Source organism: Rossellomorea sp. y25, assembly GCF_038049935.1.
Taxonomy (GTDB): Bacteria; Bacillota; Bacilli; order Bacillales; family Bacillaceae_B; genus Rossellomorea.
This window is the reverse complement of sequence record NZ_CP145886.1, coordinates 4,186,760-4,195,000: the sequence shown is the minus strand read 5'-3', so window position 1 is coordinate 4,195,000 and position 8,241 is coordinate 4,186,760. Positions and strand designations below refer to the sequence as shown.

The 8,241-nt window shown below is 43.3% G+C and carries 5 protein-coding genes and 2 rRNA genes (1 of these 7 running past the window's edge); all 7 read left to right on the top strand.

The annotated features are described in order from the left end of the window. Positions 1-1,114, top strand: a 23S ribosomal RNA gene (locus AAEM60_RS20965) (it extends 1,821 nt beyond the left edge of the window). A 100-nt stretch (positions 1,115-1,214) separates the two neighbouring features. After that, positions 1,215-1,331 (top strand): 5S ribosomal RNA (gene rrf / locus AAEM60_RS20960). 182 nt (positions 1,332-1,513) lie between these two features. Next, positions 1,514-2,350 (top strand): tyrosine-type recombinase/integrase, encoded by an 837-nt coding sequence (locus AAEM60_RS20955; protein ID WP_341357041.1) that lies wholly within the window; start codon positions 1,514-1,516, stop codon positions 2,348-2,350. A gap of 349 nt (positions 2,351-2,699) precedes the next feature. After that, a complete protein-coding gene (locus tag AAEM60_RS20950; protein ID WP_341357040.1) occupies positions 2,700-3,143 on the top strand; it encodes a hypothetical protein in 444 nt (147 codons plus the stop codon). 114 nt (positions 3,144-3,257) lie between these two features. Next, positions 3,258-5,066 (top strand): hypothetical protein, encoded by a 1,809-nt coding sequence (locus AAEM60_RS20945; RefSeq protein ID WP_341357039.1) that lies wholly within the window; start codon positions 3,258-3,260, stop codon positions 5,064-5,066. A gap of 189 nt (positions 5,067-5,255) precedes the next feature. Continuing rightward, the gene (locus AAEM60_RS20940) at positions 5,256-6,077 is read left to right on the top strand and encodes a hypothetical protein (protein ID WP_299742735.1); all 822 of its coding nucleotides are present in this window, start codon (positions 5,256-5,258) and stop codon (positions 6,075-6,077) included. Positions 6,078-6,540: 463 nt separating this feature from the next. Then, a complete protein-coding gene (locus tag AAEM60_RS20935) occupies positions 6,541-8,169 on the top strand; it encodes a cell wall-binding repeat-containing protein (RefSeq protein WP_341357038.1) in 1,629 nt (542 codons plus the stop codon). Positions 8,170-8,241 lie beyond the last annotated feature (72 nt).

Here is an 8,241-nt window from a genome sequence, read left to right as displayed (position 1 = left end):
AACACAGGTCTCTGCGAAGCCGTAAGGCGAAGTATAGGGGCTGACGCCTGCCCGGTGCTGGAAGGTTAAGAGGAGTGCTTAGCGCAAGCGAAGGTGCGAATCGAAGCCCCAGTAAACGGCGGCCGTAACTATAACGGTCCTAAGGTAGCGAAATTCCTTGTCGGGTAAGTTCCGACCCGCACGAAAGGCGTAACGATCTGGGCACTGTCTCAACGAGAGACTCGGTGAAATTATAGTACCTGTGAAGATGCAGGTTACCCGCGACAGGACGGAAAGACCCCGTGGAGCTTTACTGTAGCCTGATATTGAATTTTGGTACAGCTTGTACAGGATAGGTAGGAGCCTTGGAAGCCGGAGCGCCAGCTTCGGTGGAGGCATCGGTGGGATACTACCCTGGCTGTATTGAAATTCTAACCCGCGCCCCTTATCGGGGTGGGAGACAGTGTCAGGTGGGCAGTTTGACTGGGGCGGTCGCCTCCTAAAGAGTAACGGAGGCGCCCAAAGGTTCCCTCAGAATGGTTGGAAATCATTCGCAGAGTGTAAAGGCACAAGGGAGCTTGACTGCGAGACCTACAAGTCGAGCAGGGACGAAAGTCGGGCTTAGTGATCCGGTGGTTCCGCATGGAAGGGCCATCGCTCAACGGATAAAAGCTACCCCGGGGATAACAGGCTTATCTCCCCCAAGAGTCCACATCGACGGGGAGGTTTGGCACCTCGATGTCGGCTCATCGCATCCTGGGGCTGTAGTCGGTCCCAAGGGTTGGGCTGTTCGCCCATTAAAGCGGTACGCGAGCTGGGTTCAGAACGTCGTGAGACAGTTCGGTCCCTATCCGTCGTGGGCGCAGGAAATTTGAGAGGAGCTGTCCTTAGTACGAGAGGACCGGGATGGACGCACCGCTGGTGTACCAGTTGTCTTGCCAAAGGCATCGCTGGGTAGCTATGTGCGGAAGGGATAAGTGCTGAAAGCATCTAAGCATGAAGCCCCCCTCGAGATGAGATTTCCCATCACTTATGTGAGTAAGATCCCTAGAAGATGACTAGGTAGATAGGTCAGAGATGGAAGCATGGCGACATGTGGAGTTGACTGATACTAATCGATCGAGGACTTAACCACAAAGAGTCATTTTTAAATGAACACATTGGTCGATATTCGGCTTTCTTGACATCAATTCTTTATCTAGTTTTGAAGGAACAATCCTTCAATTGAATATTCGTCTGGTGACAATGGCGAAGAGGTCACACCCGTTCCCATGCCGAACACGGAAGTTAAGCTCTTCAGCGCCGATGGTAGTTGGGGGATCTCCCCCTGTGAGAGTAGGACGTCGCCAGGCAAATATGAAAAAGAGTAGCTCTTAGGGGTTACTCTTTTTTTGTCGTTTGTTTTAAAGTCTAACTTGAAAAAACGAATCATTCCTTCCGCATTCCACCCTGCTACATTCGGAGAAGTTGACTTCTTCATCTATAAGTTCTAGGATAATAGTAAATAGAGGTTTGATTCGAAAGGGTGGTACTCTTGCAAGGATCTAGCACTACGATTGATCAGTTTTTAACATGGCTTGAACATGAAGGAAAATCATCAAATACCATCTCGACTTACCATCAGGAGCTTAAGAAATATGAGAAGTGGCTTCAACAGAATCACAGAGAGTTAATAAACATTACTCAGCGTGATGTTCAGGACTACATTCTATTTTTAGAAGAGAAAGGTAAGAGTCCGATCACCACGGATAAAATCTTGGGTGTGATACGGACTTTTGCTAAATATTTAAAGAGACCTGACATAACGTTTGATATAAAGATCAAACAAGGAAGCAAAAAGGATGAGATCGAAACGCTGTCTAAAGAAGAATGTGAATCACTTTTATCAGAAGTAAGGGAAAGTGAAAATGAAAGAAATATAGCGATTGTGTATATGCTGCTTCATACGGGGATACGGGTATCGGAGCTTTGTGCCCTGAATATAGCGGATATAGACCTTGAAACGAAACAAGTAAGGGTTTCGGATACTCATGGGGATCAACGAATTATTCCTCTGTCAGAAGAAGTGGTGCATTCTCTTAATGATTATATGGATGCTATTCGACCACAGGAAGCGCTGTTCGTTTCCAAAACGAATGAGCGATTAACGGAGAGATCGGTCCAGTATATGCTTAAGAAGTTCCATATAAATGCGCAAAAGCTGCGCCATACATTTTGTCAGCATCTTATTGATCAGGGTGTCAGTCTTGAGATAGTATCTAAGTTGGCGGGGCATAGGGATATTAATGTAACGAAGAGGTATGCGAAGTCACGCGTTCCTGAAACGGAGTTCGAAAATGCGATTCGACGGACTTTTTCGAAGGATTGTTGAAGATTATTTTATTGTGAGGTAGGAAATGTGAGGGATGAATTAGCATATAAAAGGTGGATTGCAAAAACCTGCACATATCCGAGAGAAATTTGAAGGAAATGTATTTTGTAGGGCTTGCGGAGTCACGACGATTGTTGATTACAGTGTGGATTCTGATAATCATACTATTGTCCTTCATGGAAGCTGCAAGACATGTGGAGGAAAAGTAGCAAGAGTCATTGAGTCATAATAAAAAGAACTCCTTTATCAAGTTCATGGTAAAGGAGTTCTTTTTATGTATAATATGTGATTTATTTCACAAAAAGATATGGTAAAATAAACAATATCAAACAATATTAGGTGATGTCCGATGAAGGATCTTTATAATAAAGCATTAGCTGCTATTATTTCACCTCTGTTTTTTGCTCTGTTTATGGGGTGGACAATGTATACGCCAATTGAAGAGAGAGAATATGAATGTTGTTATATGAATGTTAGTGATGGATTTGTCATGACGATCATGCCTTCCATTCCCATTTACCTTGTGTTTGGACTTTTAGGTGCTTATCTGATTGATAGAGTGACGGATGCTCTTAAAATAAAACGAAACGAGTATCTGTTCCAACTATTGATGTATTCGTTAATAGCCATTTTCCCTGGCATGTTTCTTGCCATTGCGTCAGAGGGAATTGGATTGACATTCCTTTTTGCAATCTATAGTGTTCCTGCTACGCTTATCTACTATCATGTCTTTCTCTTCCTTCACCACTTCGAAAAATTTAGAAACAAACGAAGAAAACTGCATGAAGCATAAAAAGGAATTTCCAAAAGTCGGAGATTCCTTTTTTATGTGATTGGCGATTTTGTCCCAACGAAGAATGGTATAATAAATTATTCTACTAATGTTTTACAAGTATCAGGAGGACTCATGCTTACGTCTATACTATTACTATTCTTGTTATTCCTTTCCTTTGCCGGATGGGGATTGTTTTTCCTCTATAAGGTAAAGGTTCATCCTGCTTTTATTCCTTTATTTCTATTTTCAAGTGTCACGACGGTGCTATTCGGAGCCGGGTTGCTTCATCGGATGCCATTGGCAGCGAATATCATCTATTATTCCGGTTTCTTTTTATGTTTGATTTATCTCGTATTATTCTTTTTTAAAAAGATCTCTTATAAACCTTTGCTGCATCCTTCGCTCGTGTTCTTTTCCATATCTGCTCTGTTTGTCATGCTTTATATGAGGGGGACTCTCTTTTTAAACTATGATGATTTCAGCCACTGGGGACTTGTGGTGAAGGAGATTGTGAGGCTCGATGGCCTGCCGGATGCCAGTACGCTGGTGACTTTTCAGAACTATCCGCCTGGAAGTGCCGTGTTTATTTACTATTTTCTTAATCTTTTAGGATTCCATGAAAGTTTGGCATTGATGGCTCAAGGATTCATGACGATGGCTGGATTAACAGTGCTTTTTCTATTCAGTTCCTGGAAAAAGCCATGGATGGTCATCCTGCCTTGGGTTATTTCCTTTACACTCCTATTAGTGAATGCGAAAATCTTTTACAGTTTACTGGTGGATATTATTCTGGGGTCAGTGGCGTTAGCTGTTCCTTTAATCGCTTATTATTACCGTAAAGATTGGAAAAGACTGCTGCTCGTGAACCTTCCGATTGTGATCTTGTTAATCCTACTGAAAGATAGCGGAAAGACCTTTCTGCTGTTTAATGGGATTGCTATGCTGGGGATACTCATTGCTTCTCATCGGGAAGGAATTGAAAAGAGAATCGATAAAGTCATGCCTTATGCTTCTTTGGTTCTGTTGTTGGTTCTTCCTCTAGTGGTGAGTTTGCTTTGGCATACGTATACGTTACAAGCCTATAGTGAGAGTTATGGAGATAATAAGTTTGCGATTACCGAGGATAAACTGAACGATATTCAGAAATCGGAGGAGTTCTTGGCAGCTTTTGATGGAATGATGCTGGACGCTGCGTTGAATCCTATGTCATCGCCTCATGTGATGGCCTTACTGGTGGTCAATCTGATTGCCCTTTTATTCTTCGTCAGAATGAAGCGCAATACGCCTAATGAACTAGTGTCGTCGTTTCTCCTGTTTAATCTCTTTTACGTCCTGTATATGTGTTCGCTTTATTATATGTATGTGTACCTGATGCCTGAGAACGAGGCGTCAAGGCTTGCAGGATTTAACCGCTATCAGTCGACCATTACCGTGTATGTAGGCGGCATGCTCATGACGGTGGTTGTCTATGTATGGTCTAACTATGTGAAATCATTTAAAAGGGTGACGGGCATCCTGTTGGCAGTCTGTTTCTTAATCCCGTACATCGGACATCTTGAAGTATTGGTGACCCGGCCGGAAGCACATGTTGAGCGCCGGGGCGACGTGAAGGAGTATTCTTCTATGATTAAAACATCAGGGGTATCGGAACCTATGATTACCTATTATAGTCCCGGAAGTGCGGATGATGGAGGATATTTCAGCTACTTGATCAGGTATGAGCACTTATCGAAGAACTACTCTTTCATCAAGGGTGCCGAAACGGAAGAAAAGCTCTCCTATTTGAAGGAAGTATTGATGAAATCTGATTTTCTGATGGTGCTGGATCATGACGTATACATACATGATGGGTTATCCCAGTATACAGAGCATGAAATTTCAGAAGGTGTGTACCGGGTAAAACATGAGAAAGATAGGTTTGAATTGGTGCCTGTCCGTTAGGTGAATGATGGAGTCTATCTATTATATAGATAGGCTCTTTTATAATCATCGTTTATTTCATGCTTTGCACCCAATAAAACCAGTTATTTTGTCGTAACTTTTCGAACGGCCATCTACACGTATATACAAATTCTGTACTCTATCTCCTCTATCATATGATTCATAGACTTTACGTTATGGGGGATGAGGATGAAGATGAAGAGAGTATTGTTAGTCGGTCTGGGCGTGATTACATTTTCAACACTTGCAGGCGGAAAGTATCATTGGGATCAAAGGGTCGAGGCCGTCCAGGTTAACGTCCATACAGAAAAAGTAGCCGGCGTTCAGGCGGTGAGTGAAGAAGAGCAGAAAGAAAAAGCAGCGGCAGAGGAAGAAAGGAAGAGACTGATAAAACTGGATAAGCTGAATTATCTTCCGCCAGAATTAAAAGACACGTTTAAGAAAAAAATTGAAGGTGATGAACCCGTTCACCTGATGATTCTTGGCTCTTCTTCTACTCCTGGGAAGGAAGGGGCGTGGCCGAAAGAACTAGAAAAGGCGCTGCTCGACACGTACGGCCACGATTTGATAAACGTGACATTGAAAGAAATCGCCGAAAAAACGTCCCAACAGGTTGTGAAAGAGGAACTACATAAACCACTGGCTGATATGAAGCCGGATATTCTCTTGCTGGAACCATTTTTATTGTATGACAACGGGGAAATAAGAATGTCGAACCGCATTAAAAATCTTGAGACGATCCTTGGAGATTTCAAGAAACAGAATCCTGAAATCACCTTCATCATCCAACCGGCCAATCCTATTTCAGGTGCCTATTACTACCCTCAGGAAGAAGCTGATTTAGAGAAGTACACCAGAGAGAAAAAATACGTGTATCTTAACCATTGGGACGCATGGCCGGATTACAATAAAAAAGAAATAAAGGACTATTTAACAGAGGAAAATATACCTAATGAAAAAGGAAATAAGGTCTGGCTCGATTATATATTGAAGTATTTTATAAGGGGGTAGCTCTCCGAGGTCTACAATCCATTGAGGTTGAGGGCTTTTTTTTTTGAATGAAGAAAGGGCATTATAAAAGGATAAAAAGTAGACGAAAACAGCAAGATCTATCTAGGTGCTTAATTTAGATTCATGATAGTGTAGTTTCTGGATTAGGTGTTCCTTCATTTTTTCATCAAGACAGTCTTGGATCAGGGTGTAATAGTAAGTGGCGAGAAACTTATGGATCATCTTCATTACGATCTTCACTCCCCTTATCCTTTTTTATTTTATTTTCCACTATAAAGGTTCTCGAATATATAGGGATTGTTGTTTATTTTTATTACAATATTTGCAGGCGTAATGGCCGGATGGGACATAACTGCTCCAAAAGGATGAGATTGCGGGTTTTGTCGATTGAAAATAGGAGGAATATCCTAATGTTCTGGCAAATACCTATAATTGGATTGCCAAAATAGAGAGGAGAACCACTTTGAAAAAAAACCTGAAACATTCTTTGAAAATGTTAACCGGAGCAATGACAATGGCATTAGTGATGACACCAACGATGGCTCTTGCTGAAATGAAAGAAGAGCATACGTATGTAGATTATCTGGCTTTAGGAGATTCGTTAGCGGCAGGGGTGCTGTATGACAACTCCCTGGGTAAGGGATATCCGGATTTCCTGGCCGATGAATTCAAGGAAGATGGCTTTCATGTAGATTTTAACAAGAGTTTTGCCGTCCCGGGCTATACGTCCAAACAAGTCTTGGCGGACATACAAGATCCAGCAAAGGGTTTACAAAAAGAAATCATGGACGCCGATACCATCACACTGGACGCAGGTGCCAACGACTTATTGCAATTGATTGAACAGAAGGATGGAAGAATTTCAATTGATCCTGTTAAAGTGCAGGCAGCCCTTCAGGAAGTGGGGGTAAACATCGCCACCTCTTTAGGCATCATCCATCAATTAAACCCTGACGTACCGGTGTATGTGATGGGTTACTATAATGCATTCCCTTACTTGCCACAAGAAACCCAGGCACAGTTAAAGCCTGCTTTAGATGGACTGAACCAAGCGATTCAAGCAGCGAGCGTTCAAGGTGGAGGCGTATTTGTTCCGGTTGAAGAGGCGATGGCCGATAACTTCCAGGTGAAGCTGCCGAACCCGCAAAATGTCCACCCGAGTGAAGCGGGATATGAAGCCATGGCCGACGAGTTTTGGAAGGTCATGGAGCCGGTCAGCGATACAGTTGGAAAATCAACGGCCCGTTTATACGGGGAGGATCGTTACGAAACAGCGGCTGAAATCTCAGAAGAAAGCTGGGAGTCTGCTGAAACCGTGATCATTGCGAGAGGTAACGAGTATCCAGATGCATTAGTCGGAACACCTCTTGCTTATCAGTTGGAAGCACCGATCTTGCTGACGAATGGAACCAAGTTATCCAAAGAGACTGTAGAAGAAATCGATCGTCTCGGAGCGGAGCATGCGGTGATCCTTGGTGGGGAAGGAGCCGTTTCGGAGAAGTTAGAGGCGGAGCTTAACGATCTCGGATTAGATGTGAATCGGATCGGGGGAGGTGACCGTTTTGAAACGGCCGCTTTCGTCGCGAATGAATTGGGTTATTCAGAAACGGCAGTGGTTGCCTATGGGTATGACTTCCCTGATGCCCTGGCCGTTGCTCCATATGCTGCCCAACATGGATATCCAATCCTGTTAACCGAAACAGATTCCATTCCGGAAGCAACAGGCTTTGCCCTTCAAGATGTAGAGAACACCTATGTGATTGGAGGGGCAGGGGTCATTAGTGAAGAGTTATCATTTAAAAATGGAGAGCGTTTGGCTGGTGACACGCGTTACGATACAGCTGCCGCCATCTATAATGAATTCCAAGGTCCAACGAGCCATGCGGTAGTCGCAACAGGCCAGGACTTCGCTGATGCACTTACGGGTTCTGTCTTTGCTGCCATAAATGAGGTTCCGTTATTGCTGGTGAATAAGGATGACTTACCTCAGCAGACCAAAGGTTTAGTGATGGAAAACGGATTGAAGCACTTCATGGTATTGGGTGGAGAAGGTGCGGTTGAGAGTGGTGTTGCAGAAAAGTTAGTGGAGTAAAGATGTTCGAAAACGATCAAAAGGGTCCTGGACTATATTCAAATAGTCCAGGACTTTCTTTTGTGTGTTAAA